31 protein-coding genes are annotated in these 20,457 nt (G+C 62.1%); 1 reads left to right on the top strand and 30 read right to left on the bottom strand.

Annotated elements, in window-relative coordinates; genetic code table 11:
- Positions 1–44 precede the first annotated feature (44 nt).
- The 17 genes from OVY01_RS13915 to OVY01_RS13835 all read right to left on the bottom strand — a co-directional run bounded on the left by OVY01_RS13915 (position 45) and on the right by OVY01_RS13835 (position 8,719).
- Positions 45–1,022 carry a DNA-directed RNA polymerase subunit alpha gene (locus OVY01_RS13915; protein WP_267848203.1) on the bottom strand — a complete coding sequence of 326 codons (978 nt, stop codon included), beginning with the start codon at positions 1,020–1,022 and terminating at the stop codon, positions 45–47.
- A 109-nt stretch (positions 1,023–1,131) separates the two neighbouring features.
- Positions 1,132–1,755 carry a 30S ribosomal protein S4 gene (gene rpsD, locus OVY01_RS13910; protein WP_267848202.1) on the bottom strand — a complete coding sequence of 208 codons (624 nt, stop codon included), beginning with the start codon at positions 1,753–1,755 and terminating at the stop codon, positions 1,132–1,134.
- Positions 1,756–1,934: 179 nt separating this feature from the next.
- On the bottom strand, positions 1,935–2,339 hold the full coding sequence (gene rpsK / locus OVY01_RS13905) for a 30S ribosomal protein S11 (RefSeq protein ID WP_267848201.1): 405 nt from the start codon (positions 2,337–2,339) through the stop codon (positions 1,935–1,937).
- Between the two features lie 28 nt (positions 2,340–2,367).
- Positions 2,368–2,733 carry a 30S ribosomal protein S13 gene (gene rpsM / locus OVY01_RS13900; RefSeq protein WP_267848200.1) on the bottom strand — a complete coding sequence of 122 codons (366 nt, stop codon included), beginning with the start codon at positions 2,731–2,733 and terminating at the stop codon, positions 2,368–2,370.
- Between the two features lie 40 nt (positions 2,734–2,773).
- Positions 2,774–2,890: a 50S ribosomal protein L36 gene (gene rpmJ, locus OVY01_RS13895; protein WP_024901987.1), complete on the bottom strand. Its 117-nt coding sequence runs from the start codon at positions 2,888–2,890 to the stop codon at positions 2,774–2,776.
- A gap of 46 nt (positions 2,891–2,936) precedes the next feature.
- Positions 2,937–4,268 carry a preprotein translocase subunit SecY gene (gene secY / locus OVY01_RS13890; RefSeq protein WP_267848199.1) on the bottom strand — a complete coding sequence of 444 codons (1,332 nt, stop codon included), beginning with the start codon at positions 4,266–4,268 and terminating at the stop codon, positions 2,937–2,939.
- Positions 4,269–4,309: 41 nt separating this feature from the next.
- Positions 4,310–4,744, bottom strand: coding sequence for a 50S ribosomal protein L15 (rplO, locus tag OVY01_RS13885; RefSeq protein WP_267848198.1), 435 nt, complete (start codon positions 4,742–4,744; stop codon positions 4,310–4,312).
- A 19-nt stretch (positions 4,745–4,763) separates the two neighbouring features.
- Complete coding sequence (rpmD, locus tag OVY01_RS13880) at positions 4,764–4,946, bottom strand: 50S ribosomal protein L30 (protein WP_267848197.1); 183 nt, start codon at positions 4,944–4,946, stop codon at positions 4,764–4,766.
- A 12-nt stretch (positions 4,947–4,958) separates the two neighbouring features.
- A complete protein-coding gene (gene rpsE, locus OVY01_RS13875) occupies positions 4,959–5,474 on the bottom strand; it encodes a 30S ribosomal protein S5 (protein ID WP_267848196.1) in 516 nt (171 codons plus the stop codon).
- Positions 5,475–5,483: 9 nt separating this feature from the next.
- On the bottom strand, positions 5,484–5,849 hold the full coding sequence (rplR, locus tag OVY01_RS13870) for a 50S ribosomal protein L18 (RefSeq protein WP_267848195.1): 366 nt from the start codon (positions 5,847–5,849) through the stop codon (positions 5,484–5,486).
- 11 nt (positions 5,850–5,860) lie between these two features.
- Positions 5,861–6,394, bottom strand: a complete 534-nt coding sequence (rplF, locus tag OVY01_RS13865; protein WP_267848194.1) for a 50S ribosomal protein L6 — start codon at positions 6,392–6,394, stop codon at positions 5,861–5,863.
- 15 nt (positions 6,395–6,409) lie between these two features.
- A complete protein-coding gene (gene rpsH / locus OVY01_RS13860) occupies positions 6,410–6,805 on the bottom strand; it encodes a 30S ribosomal protein S8 (RefSeq protein WP_267848193.1) in 396 nt (131 codons plus the stop codon).
- A gap of 13 nt (positions 6,806–6,818) precedes the next feature.
- Complete coding sequence (rpsN, locus tag OVY01_RS13855) at positions 6,819–7,124, bottom strand: 30S ribosomal protein S14 (protein ID WP_267848192.1); 306 nt, start codon at positions 7,122–7,124, stop codon at positions 6,819–6,821.
- Positions 7,125–7,131: 7 nt separating this feature from the next.
- On the bottom strand, positions 7,132–7,671 hold the full coding sequence (gene rplE, locus OVY01_RS13850; RefSeq protein WP_267848191.1) for a 50S ribosomal protein L5: 540 nt from the start codon (positions 7,669–7,671) through the stop codon (positions 7,132–7,134).
- Positions 7,672–7,687: 16 nt separating this feature from the next.
- Positions 7,688–7,996: a 50S ribosomal protein L24 gene (gene rplX / locus OVY01_RS13845; protein ID WP_267848190.1), complete on the bottom strand. Its 309-nt coding sequence runs from the start codon at positions 7,994–7,996 to the stop codon at positions 7,688–7,690.
- A 9-nt stretch (positions 7,997–8,005) separates the two neighbouring features.
- Complete coding sequence (rplN, locus tag OVY01_RS13840) at positions 8,006–8,374, bottom strand: 50S ribosomal protein L14 (protein WP_267848189.1); 369 nt, start codon at positions 8,372–8,374, stop codon at positions 8,006–8,008.
- 18 nt (positions 8,375–8,392) lie between these two features.
- Positions 8,393–8,719, bottom strand: a complete 327-nt coding sequence (locus OVY01_RS13835; RefSeq protein ID WP_267848188.1) for a hypothetical protein — start codon at positions 8,717–8,719, stop codon at positions 8,393–8,395.
- Between the two features lie 182 nt (positions 8,720–8,901).
- Here OVY01_RS13835 and OVY01_RS13830 point away from each other — a divergent pair, with 182 nt between their 5' ends.
- Positions 8,902–10,248 carry a hypothetical protein gene (locus tag OVY01_RS13830; protein WP_267848187.1) on the top strand — a complete coding sequence of 449 codons (1,347 nt, stop codon included), beginning with the start codon at positions 8,902–8,904 and terminating at the stop codon, positions 10,246–10,248.
- Between the two features lie 888 nt (positions 10,249–11,136).
- Here the strand turns inward: OVY01_RS13830 and rpsQ are convergent.
- The 13 genes from rpsQ to rpsJ all read right to left on the bottom strand — a co-directional run bounded on the left by rpsQ (position 11,137) and on the right by rpsJ (position 20,269).
- On the bottom strand, positions 11,137–11,418 hold the full coding sequence (rpsQ, locus tag OVY01_RS13825) for a 30S ribosomal protein S17 (RefSeq protein WP_267848186.1): 282 nt from the start codon (positions 11,416–11,418) through the stop codon (positions 11,137–11,139).
- Positions 11,415–11,609, bottom strand: coding sequence for a 50S ribosomal protein L29 (gene rpmC, locus OVY01_RS13820; RefSeq protein WP_267848185.1), 195 nt, complete (start codon positions 11,607–11,609; stop codon positions 11,415–11,417). The genes rpsQ and rpmC overlap by 4 nt, the downstream gene beginning before the upstream one ends.
- Positions 11,610–11,622: 13 nt before the next feature.
- The gene (gene rplP / locus OVY01_RS13815; protein WP_267848184.1) at positions 11,623–12,039 is read right to left on the bottom strand and encodes a 50S ribosomal protein L16; all 417 of its coding nucleotides are present in this window, start codon (positions 12,037–12,039) and stop codon (positions 11,623–11,625) included.
- Between the two features lie 3 nt (positions 12,040–12,042).
- Entirely contained in the window at positions 12,043–12,849 is an 807-nt protein-coding gene (gene rpsC, locus OVY01_RS13810) for a 30S ribosomal protein S3 (RefSeq protein WP_267848183.1), read from the bottom strand.
- A gap of 10 nt (positions 12,850–12,859) precedes the next feature.
- On the bottom strand, positions 12,860–13,189 hold the full coding sequence (gene rplV, locus OVY01_RS13805; RefSeq protein ID WP_267848182.1) for a 50S ribosomal protein L22: 330 nt from the start codon (positions 13,187–13,189) through the stop codon (positions 12,860–12,862).
- 11 nt (positions 13,190–13,200) lie between these two features.
- Positions 13,201–13,476, bottom strand: a complete 276-nt coding sequence (rpsS, locus tag OVY01_RS13800; protein WP_267848181.1) for a 30S ribosomal protein S19 — start codon at positions 13,474–13,476, stop codon at positions 13,201–13,203.
- Between the two features lie 9 nt (positions 13,477–13,485).
- Positions 13,486–14,316: a 50S ribosomal protein L2 gene (gene rplB, locus OVY01_RS13795; protein WP_267848180.1), complete on the bottom strand. Its 831-nt coding sequence runs from the start codon at positions 14,314–14,316 to the stop codon at positions 13,486–13,488.
- A gap of 2 nt (positions 14,317–14,318) precedes the next feature.
- Entirely contained in the window at positions 14,319–14,636 is a 318-nt protein-coding gene (rplW, locus tag OVY01_RS13790; RefSeq protein ID WP_267848179.1) for a 50S ribosomal protein L23, read from the bottom strand.
- Positions 14,633–15,253: a 50S ribosomal protein L4 gene (gene rplD / locus OVY01_RS13785; protein ID WP_267848178.1), complete on the bottom strand. Its 621-nt coding sequence runs from the start codon at positions 15,251–15,253 to the stop codon at positions 14,633–14,635. Before rplD ends, rplW begins: the two co-directional genes overlap by 4 nt.
- Before the next feature lie 2 nt (positions 15,254–15,255).
- Positions 15,256–15,924 carry a 50S ribosomal protein L3 gene (rplC, locus tag OVY01_RS13780; protein WP_267848277.1) on the bottom strand — a complete coding sequence of 223 codons (669 nt, stop codon included), beginning with the start codon at positions 15,922–15,924 and terminating at the stop codon, positions 15,256–15,258.
- A gap of 262 nt (positions 15,925–16,186) precedes the next feature.
- A complete protein-coding gene (locus tag OVY01_RS13775) occupies positions 16,187–17,626 on the bottom strand; it encodes an amidase family protein (RefSeq protein WP_267848177.1) in 1,440 nt (479 codons plus the stop codon).
- Positions 17,627–18,000: 374 nt separating this feature from the next.
- Entirely contained in the window at positions 18,001–19,749 is a 1,749-nt protein-coding gene (locus OVY01_RS13770; protein WP_267848176.1) for a hypothetical protein, read from the bottom strand.
- Positions 19,750–19,957: 208 nt separating this feature from the next.
- A complete protein-coding gene (gene rpsJ, locus OVY01_RS13765) occupies positions 19,958–20,269 on the bottom strand; it encodes a 30S ribosomal protein S10 (RefSeq protein WP_267848175.1) in 312 nt (103 codons plus the stop codon).
- Between the last annotated feature and the right edge of the window lie 188 nt (positions 20,270–20,457).

Below are 20,457 nucleotides of genomic sequence, written 5' to 3'. Positions count from 1 at the left end.
CGATATTCTACCCGACCCGCCGTATACCGCAACGAGAACGACAATTACTTGTCGAGGCTCGACGGCGGCCAGTTCTCGAGCTTCATGCCGAGCGTGAGCCCACGCGAGAACAGCACTTCCTTGATTTCGGTCATCGACTTCTTACCGAGATTCGGGCACTTCAACAGCTCGTTCTCGGTGCGCTGGATCAGATCGCCGATGTAGTAGATATTCTCGGCCTTCAGACAGTTGGCCGAGCGCACCGTCAACTCGAGATCGTCCACCGGGCGCAGCAGGATCGGATCGATCTGCGGGGCGCGCGACGGCGCTTCCGCGGCGGTCTCGGTGCCTTCCAGCGCCGCGAACACCGACATCTGGTCGACGAGGATGCGCGCCGACTGGCGGATCGCTTCCTCGGGGGACAGCACGCCGTTGGTCTCGATATTCATCACCAGCTTATCGAGATCGGTGCGCTGCTCGACCCGGGCGGACTCGACCGAATAGCTGACGCGCTTCACCGGCGAGAACGACGCATCCAGGACGATGCGGCCGATGACCTTGGCCGTATCCTCGCCGTAGCGGCGCACATTGCCGGGCACATAGCCGCGGCCCTTCTCGACCTTGATCTGCACGTCGAGCTTGCCGCCCTTCGACAGATGCGCGATCACGTGGTTCGGGTTGATGACTTCGGCATCGTGCGGCAGCTCGATATCACCCGCCGTCACCACGCCCTCGCCGTCCTTGCGCAACGTCACCGTCACTTCATCACGGCTGTGGAGCTTGAAAACCACGCCCTTCAGATTCAGCAGCAGGTTGACCATGTCTTCCTGCACGCCATCCAACGTCGAATATTCGTGCACAATCCCGCCGATCGTGACTTCCGTCGGCGCGTAGCCCAGCATCGAGGACAACAGGACACGACGCAGCGCATTGCCCAAGGTGTGACCGTAGCCGCGTTCAAACGGCTCCATCACAACCTTGGCGTGGCTGTCGCCCAGCGACTCCACAGCGATGATCTTGGGCTTCAACAAACTGGTTTGCATAGGTTTTCCTCTTCAATACCCTCGGCTCGTTACACCGATAAGGCTGACTGGCGACAACCCGGAACGGCCGACGGCGCGAGCCCCGGGGCGCGCGCCGTCAGCCCTGCGATCAACGCGAATACAATTCGACGATCAGGCTTTCATTGATGTCGCCAGCAATGTCCGAACGCTCCGGCACTTGCTTGAACGTGCCTTGCAGATTCTTCGAATCCACCGACACCCACGCCGGGAAACCGCTCTGTTCCTGCAGCGACAGCGCTTCGAGAATACGCGTCTGCTTCTTCGACTGCTCGCGGATTTCGATGACGTCGCCGGCGCGCACTTGCTGCGACGGGATGTTCGACACCACACCGTTCACGGTGATGGCGCGATGGCTGACCAACTGGCGCGATTCTGCGCGGGTCGAGCCAAAGCCCATGCGGTAGACGACGTTGTCCAGACGGCCTTCCAGCAGCTGCAGCAGCGTCGCGCCGGTCGGGCCCTTGCGGCGGTCGGCTTCGGCGAAGTAACGGCGGAACTGGCGCTCGAGAATGCCGTAGATGCGCTTGACCTTCTGCTTTTCACGCAGTTGCAGACCGTAGTCCGACGTGCGCGCGCCCGACGTGCGGCCGTGCTGGCCGGGCTTGCTGTCGAGCTTGCACTTGTCGGCCAGCGAGCGGCGCGACGACAACAGGGACAGATCGGTGCCTTCCCGGCGGGAAAGCTTGGCTCTTGGGCCGGTATAACGTGCCACTTTGTATTCCTTCTTCAATAATCGTGCGGGGTCGTGGCGGGGCCAGACCGGACACGAGTCCGGGTCGTCATCGACGACATGCCAGACGGTGGGCTTATTTCAAAAACAGGCGAGCGCCGCGATGTCATGGCCTTCCCTGGGGAAAGCGGTGAACGCCGCTGCGGTCAACCGGTTTCTTCTTAGATCCGACGACGCTTCGGCGGACGGCAACCATTGTGCGGGATCGGAGTCACGTCGGAAATCTGCGTGATCTTGATACCCAGGCTGTGCAGCGCACGAACGGCCGACTCGCGACCCGGGCCTGGACCCTTGATGCGCACTTCGAGGTTCTTGACGCCGTATTCCATTGCGACGCGACCCGCGTTCTCGGCAGCCACCTGCGCTGCGAACGGCGTCGATTTGCGCGAGCCCTTGAAGCCCTGCCCGCCCGACGTCGCCCATGCCAGAGCATTGCCCTGACGATCGGTGATCGTGATGATCGTGTTGTTGAACGATGCGTGGACGCAAGCAACGCCCTCGGGGACGTTCTTCTTGACCTTCTTCCGTACGCGCTGCGCCGCGGAATTGTTCTGAGCCTTAGCCATGAGATTTTCCTGTGACTATGCGTTGCACTTACTTCTTCAGCGAAGCAGCGGCACGACGCGGGCCCTTGCGGGTGCGCGCGTTCGTGCGAGTACGTTGACCGTGAACGGGCAGGCCCTTACGGTGACGAATACCGCGGTAGCAACCCAGATCCATCAAACGCTTGATGTTCATCGTTACTTCACGACGCAGATCGCCTTCGACCGTGTACTGGCCGATCAGCGTCCGGATCTTTTCCTGATCGTCGTCGTTCAGCTCGCCGACCTTCTTCGAGAACGGCACATTGACCGCTTCGAGGATCTTGCGTGCGGTCGGACGGCCGATACCAAAAATCGCCGTCAAACCGATTTCGGCGTGCTTGTGATTAGGGATGTTAACCCCTGCAATACGAGCCATTATTCTTCCTCAACTGAGAGCTCAGACCCGACGCGAAGCGTCAGCCCTGGCGTTGCTTGTGGCGCTGATCGGAGCTGCAGATCACCCGCACAACGCCGTTGCGCTTGATCACTTTGCAGTTTCGGCACATACGCTTCACCGATGCCATTACCTTCATGATGTTACTCCCCTCGAAATCACTTCGCCCTGAACACGATCCGCGCTCAACGCATGGTCATGTTGCTGCCGCCCTTGAAATTCGCTTTCTTGAGCAACGATTCATATTGCTGCGACATCACGTACGACTGAACCTGCGCCATGAAGTCCATCGTGATCACCACGATGATCAGCAGGGACGTGCCGCCGAAATAGAACGGCACATTCCAGCGCAGGACCAGGAACTCGGGCAGCAGACAGACGAACACGATGTAGATCGCACCCGCCAGCGTCAAACGCGTCAAGATCCTGTCGATATACCGGGCAGTCTGATCCCCCGGGCGGATGCCTGGAACGAAGGCACCGCTTTTCTTCAGGTTGTCGGCCGTTTCCTTGCTGTTGAACACCAGTGCGGTGTAGAAAAAGCAGAAGAACACAATCGCCAACGCATACAGAATCACATACGGCGGCTGACCTGGCGCCAGTTTCGTGGCGACGTCGTGCAGCCAGGGCATCTTCGCGCTGAACCAGTTGGCGATCGTGGCCGGAAACAGGATGATCGACGAAGCGAAGATCGGCGGAATCACGCCGGCCATGTTCAGCTTCAACGGCAGGTGGGAAGACTGCCCACCATAGATCTTGTTTCCGACCTGGCGCTTCGCGTAGTTCACCAGGATCTTGCGCTGGCCGCGTTCGATGAACACCACCAGATACGTCACGCCGGCAATCAATACGACCACGATAATGGCCGAGATGATACTCATCGATCCGGTTCGCACCAGTTCGAACAGCCCCGCCACCGCGTTCGGCAAGCCTGCCGCGATACCCGCGAAAATGATGATCGAGATACCGTTGCCCAGTCCGCGCTCGGTGATCTGCTCACCCAGCCACATCAGGAACATCGTGCCGGTCACCAGCGTCACCACCGTCGTCAGGCGGAACGCGATGCCCGGATCGATCACCAACCCCGGCTGACTGCTCAGCGCGACGGCAATACCGAACGCCTGGAAGGTGGCCAGCAGCACGGTGAAATACCGCGTGTACTGGGTCATCTTCCGCTGCCCCGCCTGTCCTTCCTTCTTCAGCGCCTCCAGCTGCGGAGAAACGATCCCCAGCAGCTGCATGATGATCGACGCCGAGATGTACGGCATGATGCCCAATGCGAACACCGAAAAGCGCGACAGCGCGCCACCGGAGAACATATTGAACATCCCCAGAATACCGCCCGCCTGGCTCTGGAAAAGCTTAGCCAACTGGTCGGGGTCGATACCCGGCACCGGAATGTGGGCGCCGATGCGATAGACGATCAGTGCCAGCAGCAGAAAAATCAGCCGCCGGCGCAGATCGCCATACTTCGGTGCGGTCTTTCCGGTTTTAGCAAGAGTCGGGCTGGTGGCCAAAACCTTCTCCGAGGCAGATGCAGTGTCGCGAACGACCCTGCTTACTCGCTAATCGAACCGCCGGCGGCTTCGATGGCAGCCCGCGCACCCTTGGTGGCGGTGATGCCCTTCAGCACAACCTTGCGTTGCAGTTCGCCGGTTGCAATGACCTTCACGCTGCGGATCATTTGCGTCACCAGCTTGGCCTTCTTCAGCGCGATCAGGTCGACTTCGTCGAGCCCGAGCTTTTCCAGATCGCCGAGGCGAACTTCGCCAACGAATTCCTTCGTCAGCGACGAAAAACCACGCTTCGGAAGACGGCGCTGCAGTGGCATCTGACCGCCTTCGAAACCGACTTTATGAAAGCCGCCCGAACGCGATTTCTGACCCTTGTGACCGCGACCGGCGGTCTTGCCCAGGCCCGAGCCGATACCGCGGCCAACGCGGCGCTTGGCATGGGTGGAGCCTTCTGCGGGCTTGATGGTATTGAGTTGCATAGTCTGTTCCCTGGCCTTATCAGCCAATGACTTTCACAAGGTACGAAACCTTGTTGATCATGCCGCGCACGGCAGGCGTGTCCTGCAGCTCGCTGACCGAATTGACGCGACGCAGGCCGAGACCGCGAACGGTCCCACGATGCGTTTCGCGCGTGCCGATCAAGCTCTTGACGAGCTGAACCTTGATGGTCTTATCTGACATGTGGGCAGCTCCTTAACCGAGAATGTCTTCGACGGTTTTGCCACGCTTCGCCGCGATGTCCGCCGGGGTGCTTTGCTTGCGCAGGCACTCGAGCGTCGCACGAATCATGTTGTACGGATTCGACGAACCATGGCTCTTCGCGACGACATCACGCAAGCCAAGCACTTCGAACAGCGGGCGCATCGGGCCGCCGGCGATCACGCCGGTACCTTCCTTCGCGGGCAGCAGGATCACGCTGGCAGCACCGTAGCGGCTGCTGACTTCGTGATGCAGCGTATTGCCCTTGAGCGACACCTTGAACATGTTGCGACGACCGTTTTCCATCGCCTTCTGCATGGCGGCAGGCACTTCCTTCGCCTTGCCCTTGCCCATGCCGACGCGACCGTCACCGTCACCAACGACGGCCACGACCGAAAACGACATCACGCGGCCGCCCTTGGCAACCTTGGTCGTCCGGACGACGGCGATCGGCTTCTCGAGGAGGCCGTCTTCGCTTTCTGTCTGGGCGCGCGATTGAATTTTTGCCATGACGATTCCTTAGAACTTGAGCCCGGCTTCACGGGCGGCGTCGGCGAGAGCCTTGACGCGACCGTGATACCGGAAACCGGAGCGATCGAACGCGACCGACTCGACGCCCGCGGCTTTCGCACGTTCTGCGATGCGCTGACCGATCAGGGTCGCTGCGGCGACGTTGCCACCCTTGCCGGACTTGTCGGCAAGTTCCGTACGCATTTCGGCTTCCACGGTCGAGGCGCTCGCCAGCACTTGCGTGCCGCACGGCGAGAACACCTGCGCGTAGATATGCGTGTTGGTACGGTGCACGGCCAGGCGGTGAACGCCGCGTTCGGCGATCAGGATGCGGGTCTTGCGGGCGCGACGCGCACGAGATTGTTTTTTATCCATGGTGGGCACCTTTACTTCTTCTTGGTTTCCTTGAGGATCACAACCTCGTCGGAATACCGTACGCCCTTGCCCTTGTAGGGCTCCGGCTGACGGTAACCGCGAACCTTAGCGGCTTCCTGTCCGACGTGTTGCTTATTGACCCCCTTGATGACGATCTCGGTCTGCGTCGGCGTTGCCGCCGTCACGCCAGCCGGCAACTGATGCACGACCGGATGCGAGAAACCCAGCGACAGATTGATCTTGTCGCCTTGCGCCTGCGCACGATAACCCACGCCCACCAGGGTCAGCTTGCGCTCGAAACCCTTGGTGACGCCGATGACCGCGTTGTTGATCAGTGCACGCACCGTTCCGGACAACGCATTGGCTTCGCGACTCTCGTCGACCGGCTCGAACTTCAGCGTGCCGTTGTCGTTCACGATCTTGACGAGCGGCTGTACGCGCTCGGTGACCGAACCCAGCGGTCCCTTGACGACGATCTGATCGTCGCCAATCGTGATTTCCGCGCCTTGCGGCAGCGTGATCGGGCTTTTACCTACTCGAGACATGTTCTCTCCCTGGCGTCAGGCGACGTAGCAGATGACTTCACCGCCAACGCCAGCGGCGCGGGCTGCACGATCGGTCATCACACCACGCGGAGTGGAAACAATGGCGACACCCAGGCCGTTCATCACGCGCGGAATGTCGTCGCTTCCCCGGTACACGCGCAGACCCGGCTTCGACACGCGTTCAATGCGCTCGATGACCGGACGGCCGGCGTGGTACTTCAGGGTGATATTCAACGATGCCTTTGCACCGTCGGTCGTCACTGCGAAGTCTTCGACATAACCTTCGTCCTTCAGGACTTTGGCGATCGCGACCTTCAGCTTCGACGACGGCATCACAACCGCAACTTTCCCGACAGCATGCGCGTTGCGCAAACGGGTCAGCATATCGGCGATAGGATCACTCATACTCATAACGTTTCTCCTATTACCAGCTGGCCTTGGTCAGGCCGGGGATTTCGCCGCGGAAAGCGATTTCGCGCAGCTTGTTCCGGCCAAGGCCGAATTTGCGGAACGTACCGCGCGGGCGACCAGTGATCGCGCAACGGTTACGCTTGCGCGTCGGGTTCGAGTTGCGCGGCAGCTGCTGCAGCGCCAGGCGTGCTTCATAACGCTCTTCGTCCGACTTGCTGGTGTCGTCGATGGTCGCTTTCAGCGACAAACGCTTGGCGGAGAACTTTTCAGCCAGACGTGCCCGCTTTTTCTCACGTTCGATCAGTGCCAGTTTAGCCACATTAACCTCAGTTTCTGAACGGGAATTTGAAGCTGGCGAGCAGTGCCTTGGCTTCTTCGTCGGTCTTCGCGGTCGTCGTGATGCTGATGTTCAGCCCACGCAGCGCGTCGATCTTCTCGTATTCGATTTCGGGGAAAATGATCTGCTCTTTCACCCCGATGTTGTAGTTGCCACGGCCGTCGAATGCACGACCCGAGATGCCGCGGAAATCGCGCACCCGGGGCAACGCGACCGTCACGAAACGGTCGAGGAATTCGTACATATGCGCCTGGCGCAGCGTCACCATCGCGCCGACCGGATACAGTTCGCGGATCTTGAAGCCCGCGATTGCCTTCCGTGCCTTCGTGACGACCGGCTTCTGGCCGGCAATCTTGGTCAGGTCGCCCACGGCGTGTTCGATCACTTTCTTGTCGGCAACCGCTTCGCCAAGACCCATGTTCAGGGTGATCTTGACCAGGCGCGGCACTTCCATGACCGACTTGTAACCGAACTTCTCGATCAGCTCGGGAACAACCTTCTCTTTATAAAACTCTTGCAAACGAGACATTTGTCACTCCAGAGCGTCAGGCAGCGATCGTCGCACCGGTCGTTTTCAGGAAGCGCAGTTTCTTGCCGTCCTCGACCTTGATGCCCACACGCGACGGCTTGCCGTTCGCATCAACCAGTGCCACATTCGACAATTGCAGCGGCATCGACTTGGCTTCTACGCCACCGGTCGTGCCCTTCATCGGATTCGGCTTCACATGCTTCTTGACGAGGTTCAGGCCCTCGACGAGGACGAAATCACCGTCGACGGACAGCACGGTACCGCGCTTGTTCTTGTCTTTTCCGGTGATGACGATGACCTCGTCACCTTTGCGAATCTTTTTCATCGCGGCTCCTTACAGCACTTCCGGCGCCAACGAAACGATCTTCATGAAGCGTTCGCTGCGCAGCTCACGCGTCACCGGCCCGAAGATGCGGGTCCCGATCGGTTCGAGCTTGTTATTCAAAAGCACGGCGGCATTGCCGTCGAACTTGATCAGCGAGCCGTCTGGACGACGCACGCCTTTGGCCGTACGCACCACAACTGCGTTGTAAATTTCGCCTTTCTTGACGCGTCCACGCGGGGTAGCTTCCTTCACGCTAACCTTGATGACATCGCCAATACCGGCGTAACGCCGCCTGGAGCCGCCTAGCACCTTGATGCACAGCACTTCACGTGCACCGGTGTTGTCGGCCACTTCAAGCCGAGTTTCGGTCTGGATCATGATTTAACTTTTCCCAACTTAATCCGGCAACGCCACCATGGCGCAATCGGTCAGTCTTGGTCCCGTCAGCTTGTCGGCTGTTTGGGCGTGAACGGCAGGCGACAGCTGTAGGACCACCATCGCCTTGATGCTTTCCCGTCCGCCAAAGTCTTCGGAGAACCCGAAAACGCATGGTTGAGCGGCATCAAAACGCCCGATAGGGCGAATCCAAAATGAAGCAAAGAGGACGAGTATAGCCTGTATCCCGGCTTTGTGCAAGACCTGTATATGAACTTGCGAGGCAGGAGCGCGCTGAACGCTGTCGATTTGGTTTTGCCTGGGAGGCGTCTGTACGCTTTCTTCCATGAAATTCCAGCCGGCCCGGCTTTGGACGAGTGCATAGTATTCAAGAAAACGTCATGTTCCCACGCATATCGCCTCTTTCCCCGCCTGTCCTACCCCCGGCATTCGGTGATGCGCCAAGCGCGGTCGGCTTCGGCGCCGGCGTCGGTGCCGGCGCAACCCCGGCGGTTTCCCAGCCCGCACCCTTGGCGCCATCGGCAGGCCTCGACGAGGGCATGCGCGAGACGCCAGCCGCGGATGCGGCCCGCCATGCGCACGTCGACCCCGAAACGGCCGCCGCGCGTCAATTTTGGCTGCCCGCCGATGCCTGGTCGTCCATCGGCGAGTTCCTGTCGCGTCAAGACGTGCTGAACCTGCGTACGCTCAGCCGGGAAATGAGAGCGGTCGCAGACGAGTCTGTCCGGCACGTGAAGATTCCGCCCGAAGCACTACCGGACTTCATCGACTCCGACAGTTTCAAAAGCGTCACGACGCTGGACGTCAGCCTGCTGGATCGAGCAGCACTCGGCGTATTGACGGCGCACCTGATGGCGCACCCGCGCCCGGAGATGACGATGCATCTCGATGCGAGGCGCACGGGGGTGAACACGGCAACGCTCGCCGGCCTGAGCGCGTTGTCGCTCGGGGGACTCGTACTCAAACTCCATTCGGCCAGCTCCGACGAACTGGATACGCTCGCCGCGTGCGGCTACCCGCTCGATCTGACTCCGGGTTGCGTCACGCGCGAGGCGCTCATCGCCGCCTCGAACCTGCCGACGCTGCGCCGGTTCGTGACGTCCGCCATCGAGATGAACGAGCAGATCGCGAACCGGTTCGCCGCACACGGTGCGCTGGAAGCGCTCCTGATCAGGACCGGTGCGATGACGTCTGCGCAGACCCTGCAGGCGCTTGCATCCATCCCGACCTTGCGTGAACTTTATATCAACGGTCGGAACGGTCCCGATCTCGATGTCGCGACGGCGCGCGTGCTTGCCGCCAATGCCAGTCTGGAAGAACTGAAGATCATATCGAACGGACAGGGGCTGGACGAAGACGGGTACGCCGCCCTGTCGCGGAGTCCTAGCCTGAGGACGTTGCACGTCCCTTTGCGGGAAGCCATGCGGCAGCTCACCCGCATGACGTCCCTCACGACACTGGTATTCGGCGGCCGCGGCGCGTTTCCGTATGCGACGCTGGACACGGCGACGGCGCGAAGCATTGCCGCGCTGCCGGCACTCGACGTCATTGCCTTCCCGATCATGAACCGGGAAGCGGGCGCCCTGACGGCGATCCTGAGGGAAGGCACCGCGAGCAGGCTTGAATTTTCCTGGGTGACCGCCTGGGGCAACGACGATTTCTTCAACGTCGACGAGAGAGCCGCGCTCAGGGCGAACAGCAGGTTGAAAGCAGTGACGTGCCATCAGGGTGCATTGCACGGCTTCGATCGCGACGCCGTACTCAATCACCCGACCATCGAATACGTCAAATCGGGCGGCAGGGAATACACCCGCAGGCCCGACAGCCGGGGCGCGCTGACGTTGCGTCAAACGTAATCAGTCACCGGGCAGCCGTGCTTCCAGGACGACTCGGCGACCTGGCACCTGACAGGCGCGACGGGTACTGAACGCCGCGACTGCCAGGTGACCCTGCCGCAGGCTCGTCATCGAATCTGCCATCTTGCAGGAGAACCCATGCTCTCGCGCCTGCCGGGGAATATCCCCTTTTCTCCCATACCTCAGCCATCGAGCGACGCGTCGGGGGCTTCCGGAAGCGGCGCGGCATCGGCTTGCGCCGCCGCCGGATCACAAGCCACACCGGACCAGCTGATCACGCACCTCGCAGCGCATCCACGTCCCCAGGTAACGATAAGTCTGGGGCCGCCGCGCATAACCATTGATGCGGACACCTTGCTGGGTCTGAGCGCCGTCTCGCTGAAGCGGCTCGTGCGCGATTTGGTAACCAAAAGCGATGGGCGGCAGCCGCCTCGGGGTCGTGGGGTGCTGCGATCGCTGGTGCGGCACGCAAGGTCTCCTCGCCGCCTGCCGGAGGCGCCGCCTCCGCCACGGCGGAGGCGGCGATCGCGCTGGGCATCGTTGCTGCCCCCAGCGGCATATGGCAGTCTGTCGACGCCGGCAGCGTCGGGCCAGCGGGAATACGCGGGAACGTGGAGCATCCCTTGAGAAAGGAAAAGGAGGCTATGCGACAGGACGCATGCACCGGTCGAAACAAGGACGACATCCGATGTGCGATTTTGCAGCTTTCTCGTCAGTAGCGGCTCCACTCACGACGTTCCCGTCCACCAATACAAAAGACCACGAGCCGAACCGCACTCGTGGTCTTCAAATCTCCCGAAGGGAGGGATCAGGCGACAAACGAAAACCGAAAGGATCCGCTGGGTCGCCTCACCGGTCGAAACCGGGGACGCCATCCGGCAATCACATTCAGATCACGCGCGCCGCCGTGATCAGGCGGGACACGGCCCACGCCTTGGTCTTCGAGATCGGACGCGATTCCGAGATCTCGACCTGGTCGCCTTCGTTGTACGTGTTGGCTTCGTCGTGCGCGTGATACTTCTTCGAACGCACGACGTACTTGCCGTACAGCGGGTGCTTGACCCGATGCTCGACCAGCACCGTCACGGTCTTGTCCATCTTGTTGCTCGTGACCGTACCGACCAGCGTACGCTTCAACGGCTTGGTGGGTACTGCTGCGGTATCTGTCATTTCTCGCTCGCCTTTTCAGTCATGAGGGTGCGCACGCGAGCGATGTCGCGGCGAACCTTCTTGATCTGGCTGGTGTTGCTCAGCTGCTGGGTACCCAGCTGCATGCGGAGACCAAACTGGGCCTTCAGCAGATCGCTGAGTTCCGTGTTGAGCGCCGCGGCGTCCTTGTTGCGAAGTTCCGATGCTTTCATCGCATAATCTCCATCAGGTGCCGAGGTGGCGAACAACGACCACCGTCTGGATAGGCAGCTTCGCCTGCGCCAGACGGAAGGCGTCACGTGCCAGCTCTTCGGTCACACCGTCCATTTCATACAGCATCTTGCCCGGCTGGATTTCGGCGACGTAGTACTCGGGGTTACCCTTACCGTTACCCATCCGCACTTCGGCCGGCTTTTGCGAGATCGGCTTGTCCGGGAAGATCCGGATCCAGATCCGACCGCCACGCTTGATGTGACGGGTCATCGCACGACGCGCCGCTTCGATCTGGCGTGCCGTCAGACGGCCACGGCCGACTGCCTTCAGGCCGAATTCGCCGAAGGACACCGCGTTACCGCGTGTCGCCACACCGGTATTGCGACCCTTCTGCTCTTTCCGGTACTTTCTACGCTTAGGTTGCAGCATTTCTTATTCTCCCGTCTTCGCGCCGCCGGCGTTCGGACCACCCGGGCCCGAACGACGTGGAGCACCGCGACGCGCACCCGGAGCGCCTTCGCCATCACGGCGAGGGCGACGATCGCCTGGACGCGCGTTACGACGCTCACGCTTGTCGTCACGCGGCTCTTCCACTGCCGGCGTTTCGTTCGGTCCGAGGTAGTCGCCCTTGTAGACCCAGACCTTGACACCGATGCGACCATACGTCGTCTGCGCTTCCGAAGTTGCGTAGTCGATGTCGGCGCGCAGCGTGTGCAGCGGCACACGGCCTTCGCGGTACCACTCGGTGCGGGCGATCTCGATGCCGTTCAGACGACCGGCGCTCATGATCTTGATGCCCTGCGCACCGAGGCGCATCGCATTGGCCATCGCGCGCTTCATTGCGCGACGGAAAGCGATACGACGCTCGAGCTGCTGGGTGATCGAGTCAGCGATCAGCTTGGCATCGATTTCCGGCTTGCGGATCTCTTCGATGTTGACGTGGACCGGAACGCCCAAACGGCGTTGCAGTTCCGTCTTCAACAACTCGATGTCCTCGCCCTTCTTGCCGATGACCACGCCCGGACGCGAACTGAAGATCGTGATCCGTGCGTTCTTTGCAGGACGCTCGATCAGCACGCGGCCGACCGATGCGTTCTTCAGCTTCTTGGTCAGGTACTCGCGAACGCCGATGTCTTCCTTCAACATCTCGGCGAAACGGTCGTTGCCGGCGTACCAGCGCGACGACCAGTTGCGGGTGACTGCCAACCGGAAGCCAGTCGGATGAATTTTCTGTCCCATCGTCGGCCCCTTAGTCCCCAACCGTCACATAAATGTGACAGGTCTGCTTTTCGATCTTGTTGCCGCGGCCCTTCGCGCGTTGCGTGAAACGCTTCAGCGAACCCGCTTTGTCGACGTAAATCGTCTTGATCTTCAGATCGTCGATGTCAGCGCCTTCGTTGTGTTCCGCATTCGCGATCGCCGACAGCACGACCTTCTTGACGACAACGGCAGCCGCCTTGGGCGAGAACGCCAAGACGTTCAATGCCTTGTCGACCGGCAGGCCGCGGATCTGATCAGCCACCAACCGGGTCTTCTGGGCCGACATGCGGGCCCCGCGATGAATTGCTTTGACTTCCATCTGTCCGCCCCTTAGCGCTTGGCTTTCTTGTCCGCCGCATGACCCTTGAACGTCCGGGTCAAGGCGAACTCGCCAAGCTTGTGGCCAACCATGTTGTCCGAGATATAAACCGGGACGTGTTGGCGACCATTGTGGACCGCGATCGTCAGACCGATGAAATCGGGCAGGATCGTGGAACGACGCGACCAGGTCTTGATCGGCTTCTTGTCACGCGTCGACGCCGCTGTCTCGACTTTCTTCAGCAAGTGGGCGTCGCAGAACGGACCTTTTTTTACAGAACGTGCCATGTCTGCTCCTTAACGCTTCTTGTTGCGGCGTTGCACGATCATACTGGTCGTGCGCTTGTTCCGACGGGTGCGATAGCCCTTGGTCTTCTGGCCCCATGGGCTGACCGGATCACGACCTGCGGCGGTCTTGCCTTCACCACCACCGTGCGGGTGATCGACCGGGTTCATGGCAACGCCACGAACCGTCGGACGAATACCGCGCCAGCGATTGGCACCGGCCTTACCGATCTGACGCAGGCTGTGCTCTTCGTTGCCCACTTCACCGACCGTCGCGCGGCATTCGATATGCACGCGGCGGATTTCACCGGAGCGCAGACGAACCTGAGCGTAGATCCCTTCGCGGGCCAGCAGCATCGCCGACGTACCGGCCGAACGCGCGATCTGCGCACCCTTGCCCGGCAGCATCTCGATGCAGTGGATCGTCGTACCCACCGGGATGTTGCGGATCGGCAGCGTGTTGCCCGAACGAATCGGCGCTTCCGAACCCGACATCAACGCCTGACCGACGGTCGCGCCCTTCGGCGAGATCACGTAACGGCGCTCACCATCCGCGTACAGCACCAGCGCGATGTTCGCGCTACGGTTCGGATCGTATTCGATACGCTCGATCTTCGCCGGAATACCGTCCTTCGACCGCTTGAAGTCGACGATACGGTACTGCTGCTTGTGACCGCCACCTTTGTGACGCGTCGTGATGTGACCGTTGTTGTTACGGCCAGAATGCTTGCTCTGGCTTTCGGTCAGTGCGTCGAACGGACGACCCTTGTACAGGTCGGCGTTGACCACCTTGACCATCGCGCGGCGACCCGGCGATGTCGGTTTGACTTTAACGAGCGCCATGATTACTTGGCCTCCGTCGATTCAAAGTTGATTTCCTGGCCCGGCTTCAGCGACACATAGGCGCGGCGCTCGTGCGCACGACGACCCATGAACTTGCCAAAACGCTTTTCCTTACCCTTGCGGTTCAGGACCTGTACCGATTCGACTTCAACCTTGAACAGCAGCTCAACAGCCGCCTTGATTTCAGGCTTGGTCGCCGACTTGGCGACTTCGAACACGACCTGCTCGTTCTTCTCGGCAACCATCGTCGCCTTTTCGGAGACTACCGGCGCGAGCAGGACTTGCAGCAAACGATGATCGTTTTTGCGGATGTCCGTCATGACAGCAACTCCTCGATCTGGGCGACCGCGGCTTTCGTGACCAAGACATTCTTGAAATGGATCAGCGACAGCGGGTCGGCGTAGCGCGGCTCAACGATTGCCACGCCGGGCAAGTTGCGCGACGCGAGATACAGGTTCTCGTCGAGCTCATCGGTGATGATCAGCACGGACTCGAGACCCAGGCTCTTGAACTTCTGCGCCAGCAGCTTGGTCTTCGGCGCTTCCAGCGTGATCGGCTCGATCACGGAAAGACGGCCTTCACGGACCAGTTGCGAGTAGATCGACGAGATGCCCGCACGGAACATCTTCTTGTTGACCTTCTGCGTGAAATTCTCTTCCGGCGAGTTCGGGAAAATCCGACCGCCTCCGCGCCACAGCGGGCTCGAGCGCATACCGGCGCGGGCATTGCCCGTACCTTTCTGGCGCCACGGCTTCTTCGTGGTGTGGTTGACTTGTTCCCGGTCCTTCTGCGCACGGTTGCCGCTGCGTGCGTTCGCCTGGTAGGCGGTGACGATCTGGTGGATCAGCGCTTCGTTGTAGTCACGACCAAAAACCGCGTCGGACCCGTTCACGCTTTCACCTGCCTGACCTTGCTCGTTCAGGAGCTTCAGTTCCATGATTACGCTCCTTGAGTGGCGTTGGCGTTCGCACGCGCCTTGACGGCCGGCGTGACGAACACGATGCCACCCTTCGCGCCCGGCACCGCGCCGCGCACCAGCAGCAGCTTGCGGTCCGCGTCGATACGGGCGATCTGCAGGTTTTGCGTCGTCTGGGTAACGTCACCCATGTGACCGGTCATGCGCTTGCCCGGGAACACGCGACCCGGATCCTGCGCCATACCGATCGAGCCCGGCACATTGTGCGAGCGCGAGTTACCGTGCGATGCGCGACCCGAAGCGAAGTTGTAGCGCTTGATCGTACCGGCATAACCCTTACCGATCGTCACGCCCTGCACGTCGACCTTCTGGCCATCGGCGAACAGATCGACGTCGACCACTGCGCCAACGGCGAGCGATGCGGCACGGTCTGCGTCGACGCGGAATTCCCGCAGCACGACACCGGCGGTGACGCCGGCTTTGGCGAGGTGACCCGCCGCCGGCTTCGTCACGCGCGACGCGCGACGATCTCCATACGTAACCTGGACCGCGGTATAACCGTCGGTTTCCAGGGTCTTGATCTGCGTAACACGGTTGTTAGACACGTCCAACACGGTGACGGGAATCGAGTCCCCATCCGCCGTGAAAATACGGGTCATACCAACCTTGCGACCCAAGAGTCCAAGGCTCATTGTTTTCTCCATTCCCGACTGCGATTGGCCGGGGCTTAAGAAGCGCCGATAAAGGCGCGAAATTTCAGCGGAAAACGCCCACGCGTCCTGAAACCGGGCGGCGGGCTTGGTGCGATGCCTCAAACATTCAAGAGGCATCAGTTCGTGGTCGCGGCAACAAACCGCCGTCATACCAACGAAAAGCCGCTAACTATAGCGTACTTCGAGAGGGCGGACAAGGGGTTTACGCGGCGACGGCCGCTCCGGGCACGACAGCCGGCCGCTATTCCTCCGGAAACGGCGGATAACCCGCGAACGTCGGGGCGACGCGGGCGAGCGACGCCTGCTCGTACGCGTAGGCCAGCGACAGGAGCGTCGCATCGGACCCGCGCGCACCCGAGAGGGTCAGCGACGTGGGCATGCCTTCGTGCATGCCGCTGGGCACGCTGATACCGGGATAGCCGGCAAATGGAAACGCGGCCGCGCCATCGGCTGCGGCAATCGCATCCAGGCGGTGCCGGCACATCACCGCGTCCGTCGCCGTCACGATACGCTGTCGTTCCCGGTGGTAAAGCGCTTCCACCTGGCCCGCGGGTGCGGACTGCGTGGCCGCCTCCACGATCAGGCTTTGCCCTCTTGGCGTCCCGTCGGGCAGGAATCCGGGATGCCTTTCGTTGAAGCGGACGAGATCGGCAATGTCCTTGACCTGCAACCCCTGGCGGGTATCGAGGTAGGCATTGACGCCCGTCCTGAAATCATGAATCAGCTTCATCAGAACCGTCCCGGGGTCCGGTCTCGGCGGCAGTTCGTCATCGGCGAGGGCAATCAATATCGCGCCTTTCGCGCTCAGCACCTTCAGGGCGCGCGCGAAATTCGGCGCGTCCGACGCGCGCGAGGCGGCGTACCCTATCCTGCGCCCCCGCAGCGCGTCCGCATGCAATTCGCTTGTGTAATCCGTGCCGCGTTGCCCGCCCGGCACAGACCGGGCGAGCGCTGCCCGATCGACCATTGCGTTCAGCAGGACGGCGGCATCGCGCACGCTCCGGGTCATCGGCCCCGGCGTATCGATGGAGGTCGAGATCGGAATCACGCCTTTGTTATCGATCAGCCCGAATGTCGGACGCATGCCGACGACGCCATTCTTTTGTGCCGGAGACAGAATCGATCCGTCGGTTTCGGTGCCCACCGCAACCGTGGCCAATCCCGCCGCCGTCGCCACCGCGGGGCCGGAACTGGACCCGCTGACGTCACCCTCCCGCAAGTGCGGGTTCAGCGTTTGACCGCCGCGGCCGCTCCAGCCATCCATCATGGGGCCGAAGTCGCGGAAATTCGACCACTCGCTGAGATTGGCCTTGCCGAGGATGATGGCGCCCGCGTCGCGCAATTGCCTGGCCACCGGTGCGTCGCGGGCCGCGGGCGGTCCGACCAGCGCAAGCGAACCGGTCGCGGTTTGCATCCGGTCACCGGTATCGATATTGTCTTTCAGCAAAACGGGAATGCCGTGCAGCGGGCCGCGCACCTTGCCCCCGGCGCGCTCCCGATCCAACTGCCGAGCGATCGCGATGGCGTCGGGATTGATCTCGATGACCGCATGCAGGGCCGGCCCCTTGCGGTCGATGCGTTCATGGCGTTCGATGAAATGCCCGACCAGCGTCTCGGAAGAGAGTCGGCCCGCCGACATCTGCGCCGAAAGCGACGCGATGTCCTGATAGTGAAGGGGCACCGCCGCGGGCGTTTTAAGCTCATTGCCCGCACACGCCGTCAAGCCGAGAAGGATCGCGCAGCATGCCGGGACGGCTTTTACCCGGCGGGCGCCGAATGCAGGAAGGCGGACTCGTTTCATACGTCATCCTCAGTAACTGGGCGACTGACATCCTACATGCATCGCTGTCCTGCGCTGAACAACTCGATGGATTTTCGGTCGTGTTTCCCGAAGTGACGCGCCCTTGGGCAGGAATGTGGTGCGGCATGCGATGCCGGCCACGGTTCGCGGCAAGACGCGCGGCAGCAGTACGTCGATGATGCCCCCCGCCGGACGCCGTCGCCACTCGCCGTTCATGGTGCGCGAACGGCGGGGGGACGGCACGCCGCGCGGACTCAGCGGTCGCTGGCCTGAAGCGCGGAGACGAATGCCATCACCGTGTCGCTGTCGCGCAGGAGCAGCGACAGATTGTCCGTGTCGTCGACGCTACCGAAGGCGTCGGAACGGGGCGTGGCCAACGCCGACAGGGGATGGTGGATATCGGCGGACGCGACGTAGCGTTGCGCGAGTTGATTCGCCACGTGCTTGCGCTCCGGCCAGGCCAGCACCTCCTGCATGATCGTCGGATCGTATGTCGCGAGGCGCCCGGCGCGCCGCAGGATGGCGGCATCGTCGGGCAGGGACGGAAAGATGCGGCTACCCCTGTCCATCTTGCCGATGAGCGTCTCGGTCAGCACCCGTGCAACGCGTTCCACGGGTTGCTCCAGAACGGCGGACGTGACGTGGAGGGCGCCGTCCCGTGCGGCGAACCATGCGTTGCCTTCGATCGTGTCGACCAGCCGCATTTCCGCGCCGTTTCGCTCGTTGAAGGCATTTACCTCCAGCATGATGTCCGTGACGACGTCGGTGATGCGTTCGACGGCGCGCGCTCGCAGGTGCGCGGGCCATTCATCGAGAAACGGCGCAAGCGCCGCGCGCCCCGCGGCGTTTCCCGCCAGCCGGATGACCGCCGTCGTGAGCCATCGCTGCGCGAGACGCGCCGCCGGTTGCAGGTGCGCGCGCCTGCCGCCGCCGAGCAGCAGGGTATCGATGGCACCGATGCCCCGGCCGCGCTCGTGCCCTACCGCTGCCGGCAGTTCGTCGGAAGATCCCGCCGCCGCGTTCACCATGCGCGTGGGCAGAACAGGGAAATACTGCCTCGCGACCGTGTCATTTCCCACGCGCTTGTCGAGGGTGAAGACCGCGTCGAGGCACCGCTCCCTGCGCGGGTCGTGCACTTCGATCGCCGATATCCTCGCGGCTTCAGCCGGCAACCAGAACCGCCCGTCGGCGTCGCGCATGGGAATGTAGAACCGGTTGGCCGCGGTCTGCAACAGTTGCGTGTCGTCGACGCTGTCCAGCACATCGGCCGCCGAACGGACCGCCGGCACGGCGACATCGCCGGTGGGTGCGAGCCGATGCCAGAGGTCGCCGGCGCCGCGGTACCGGGTAGACCCGGCCCGAATCTCGGCCGGCTTGGTGGGGAGGTCGGGCACGACGGCCAGTCTTCGATACAGCGCGCAGGTCCCCGGCCCCGCATCCGCCACCCCCAACGGACGCCAGCCGGCAGGGCCGAGACGCAAGGCCAGCGACGCTTGCCCGCCGGCGCCGTCCGGCGCTGCGACGCGCGCGATGCAGTTGGCAGGGATCGGTTTTGTCTCGACCGGAAAGTACTGCCCCGCCTCTGGTAGCCAGAGCGGCCGGGGCAGGATGCGGTTGCTGAACTGCGCTTTGACTGCCTCGCGGCTCATCGCGGGCCCGGCCGCGCAGGCGCGCCAGGGATTGCGGATCAGGGGCGGTGGCGAGGTCCAGCGCGACGAACGTTCCGGAATCAGACTTTTCACGTACTCGTAACGCGTTTGCGCGAGCGTTGCGTCGCGCGGACCCTTGCCCGTCATGTCGCAATCGTCGAGCGACCACCCCTTCCTCAGTGCGGTGCCCCGCGCAGCGTGCAGCGCATGGGCCGCCTGCTCCACCCGTTGCGTCAGGTTCGCCCGCGCGGCGGCCGGATCGGGCGGCAGGGTCGTGTGATTGCAGCGCGGCGAAAGCTCGCTCGCGGGCGTGGTCAAAGGTCGCATGGTCGTGGCGATCGGCATGGCAGGCATCATTCGCTCCCTTGTTCCAATGGATGGAATCGCTGGAGTCGCTGCCCCACCTCACCGAGTTGCGCCGCACCGGTTCCCTTGCGCCCGCGGCGGACGAAAAAAAACCTCCGAGGGCGCTGGCCCCGGGAGGTTTTTCCGCATCGTCCGGCCGCGGGGAGCCTCCCCCCGTGGCCGTCGATGCCGCGACAGTGCGCTTATTGCAATTTGCTTATTGCAGTTCGATCTTGACGTCGACGCCTGCGGCCAGATCGAGCTTCATCAGCGCGTCGACCGTCTTCTCGGTCGGATCGATGATGTCGATCAGGCGCTGGTGCGTGCGGATTTCGAACTGGTCGCGCGACGTCTTGTTCACGTGCGGCGAACGCAGCACGTCGTAGCGCTGGATACGGGTCGGCAACGGCACCGGACCGCGGACGATGGCGCCCGTACGCTTCGCCGTTTCGACGATTTCCAATGCCGCCTGATCGATCAGGCGATAGTCGAATGCTTTCAGGCGAATACGGATGTTCTGGCTGGCCATGATGAATCCCTAAAGAGCGAGGCGGCTTGTTCCGCCATCAAATAAAGAGCGTGGGGTGGCGCGCGGGCCGTTCGAACAGCAGTTCGAGGTGTCCCGCATGCGCCGCCCGGAGTGTACCGCAATTACCGAAATGAAACCGCTGCGGAATCGCAACGCCACCGTGCCGCGAGTGCGAGGTGTTGCATGCA

Source organism: Robbsia betulipollinis (genome assembly GCF_026624755.1).
Classification (GTDB): Bacteria; Pseudomonadota; Gammaproteobacteria; order Burkholderiales; family Burkholderiaceae; genus Robbsia; species Robbsia betulipollinis.
Note: the sequence above shows the minus strand (reverse complement) of the source record. Positions and strands in the feature narration are given on the sequence as shown.